Origin of the sequence: Nostoc cycadae WK-1 (genome assembly GCF_002897135.1) — a bacterium.
Classification (GTDB): Bacteria; Cyanobacteriota; Cyanobacteriia; order Cyanobacteriales; family Nostocaceae; genus Nostoc_B.
The window spans coordinates 1-2563 of the sequence record NZ_DF978470.1 but is presented as its reverse complement, the minus strand read 5'-3'; the positions used below and the strand labels follow the sequence as shown (position 1 = coordinate 2563).

3 protein-coding genes are annotated in these 2563 nt (G+C 43.5%); 2 read left to right on the top strand and 1 reads right to left on the bottom strand.

The features are described 5' to 3' along the window. Positions 1-794, top strand: a 794-nt coding sequence (locus NCWK1_RS28865) for a TolC family protein (protein WP_245895020.1), incomplete at its 5' end; no start/stop codon positions are given. 48 nt (positions 795-842) lie between these two features. On the opposite strand, the gene NCWK1_RS28860 is transcribed toward NCWK1_RS28865, so the two are convergent. Next, positions 843-1481 carry a hypothetical protein gene (locus NCWK1_RS28860; protein ID WP_103127046.1) on the bottom strand — a complete coding sequence of 213 codons (639 nt, stop codon included), beginning with the start codon at positions 1479-1481 and terminating at the stop codon, positions 843-845. Positions 1482-1570: 89 nt separating this feature from the next. Between NCWK1_RS28860 and NCWK1_RS28855 the strand changes: the two genes are divergently transcribed. Then, positions 1571-2131 (top strand): thermonuclease family protein, encoded by a 561-nt coding sequence (locus tag NCWK1_RS28855; RefSeq protein WP_103127045.1) that lies wholly within the window; start codon positions 1571-1573, stop codon positions 2129-2131. Positions 2132-2563: the final 432 nt, after the last annotated feature.

Sequence of the window (2563 nt, the reverse complement as noted above, 5' to 3'; positions counted from 1 at the left end):
CTAATCCTTTTAGAAAGCCAAACATTGATGAAATCATTGAGAAAGAATTTAATGATGATTTATGGCGGCTACTGCGCGGGGGCTTGCCTTGTTTAGAAACTAGTGCTGTGTGCCTAGAACAGCTACAGACTAGGGCTGTAACTCAAAGTCCTTTGCTCAAAGAAATCGATGCTCGAATTGCTGAGGCGAATCAACGCATTGCTGAGGCCAAGGCAAGGAATAAAAAATCTATCCAATTGTCCATCCTTACACCAGGGCTACAATACTTACTTTCACCACAAGAGAATGCTGTAACTCAGACAGGGCAGCAGCCGAGACGAACAGGCATCATTGAAAATATTGCTGGCATTATTAGCGGCGATACGAGCATTATTAACGGTTTACTTAATGTGATTGGTGTTCCGTTGTTCCAGGGCTTGCAAGGTGGAAATGCAGACGCGCAGCGCAACGCGATCGCTATTGGTGATATTCAAGTCAAGGTCGCGGAGTTGCAGCGCAGCCGCGCCCAATTAGCAGATCAGATTAGGGGTAAAGTTGCAGAGTCTTTAGTAAAATTTGACGAGGCACGGGTAGATTATCAAACTGCCCAGATTGTAGCGACACGGGCAACCGACCAATTTAAGGTGTTTGAGGCACGTTACACCAGAGGTAACAGCGATACGGAAACTTACTTATCTAGGTTAAACCAATTGGACAATCAAAAAGCCCAGACCTACAGGGCTTGGGCTAAAATGCGACGTTCATTATTTGAACTAAAGTTATTAGTGCTGAGTGTGAAGGATGCAGAGATTTAAGCGATCGCTAAAATTCTTAGAGGAAGTTGGCGATCGCTACATAATTATTTAGTTTGTCCAAGAACCAGGAACGTAAACGGTAGATTCGCCGCCACTAGTACGGCAGATGGGAGCATCACCCGCATCTTGTAATGAGGCTGTAGTATAATCAGTTCCCGAAATACTAAAGCTGTCAGGTAGTGCTGTACTGGTAGTTGCTCTTAAAATAGCGAATCCGCAGGCGTTAACAGAAAGGTTTCTAGTTGCTTCATTAGGTAGAGCAATGGCGACCGCCGCGCCTGGAGTTTTGTTAACTATTACAACTTGTCCGTTAGGAGTACGGAAGTTGTCGGGTCTAGGTTCGCTGAAAGTGCCATTTACACAGCTAGGCATTACTTGAGAGGGCAAGGAATCAGCAGAAATAGAAGCGCCATCAACTTTTAAGCCAGTAAATGAGCCGGAATTTGGCACTGAGATCCGAACTTCACCACAAGCACCAACAATTCTGGCGGTAGAACGCTCTACAGAACCCAAATCAACCTGTACGCGGCTATTTGCGGTTGAGGAAATATAGATAGATGTCACGCCTTCCTTAACAACCTTGTATACATTACTACCCTTATAAGGAACCGCCGAGGCTGGAGATATTGAAGAAGCGATCGCACCAACACCCAAAACAATAGCAACTAATTTGTTAGCTTTTCTCATTACCTTGTACCTTGAAACCTTGACATTTTCAGTAAGCTGCAACCATCTTAAAGAATCAATTGTTACTTTGGTAAGTGATGAGAATCAGTATGGAATTTTGTAAACTTCATCGAAAAAAAATTTATATTGCAGCTTTTATCAGTGTATTTGCTTTATCAGGCTGTGCTAAATCAATCTCTGAGGCAATTGGCAAGGAACCAGGAGATATACCTACACAATGGCAAGTGGTCAAGGTCAGTGACGGCGATACTATTACAGTACGCCAGGGGCAGTTACAAGCAAGAGTTAGATTTTGTGGAATTGATGCACCTGAAAGTAAGCAGCCTTTAGGACAGGAATCAAAGGCTAATTTGCAGAGATTGGTTAATGAGGTTGGGGGCAGGGTTTCAATTTTGGAGATTGAGCGCGATCGCTATGGGCGAATTGTCGGTGAGGTTTATTCCTCTAAGAACGGTGGGGAGAAACTTCTTAATGAGGAGCAGTTGAGCAGTGGTAACGCATATTTGTATAGTCAATATGTTGGGAAGTGTCCTAATAAGATTGCTTTACGAAATGCAGAGGCGATCGCTAAATTTAAGAAGATTGGCGTATGGGCTGGCAATTATCAAAAGCCTTGGGACTATAGAAAGCAGCAACGCAGAGGTGGATAATGCAAAAGTTCATACTGATACAGTCTTTGAAGCGGCTAAACAGTTTGTAGTGGCTAATTGTTATGACCCAAAGATAGCAATGCGGTTGTTTTGATGGCGGTGTCAGGTATCGGAATTACTGAAATGGTTATGAATTCGTAGAATGTGCTTTTGATAAAAAATATTTAGGGAAGGCTGGAACGTTTATATGTTATGGTTAATTTCTCTCTTCGCCTCCCTCTCCCCTCTTCTTCCGTTTCGATCGCTCCCGCGCCGCCAACCACTCCCCCGTCGCCGTCATCGTCGCACACCATACAATTGATTGGCTTATGATTAAACTGTTTAATGGGTTTGAGCATTTGCTTTGACCTTTATTAGTTTTAATGAGTGCTGGTTTGGTAGTTTCCGAGGCAACCAAGCCAGCTTTTTAATGTTCTGAGTGAACACATCACT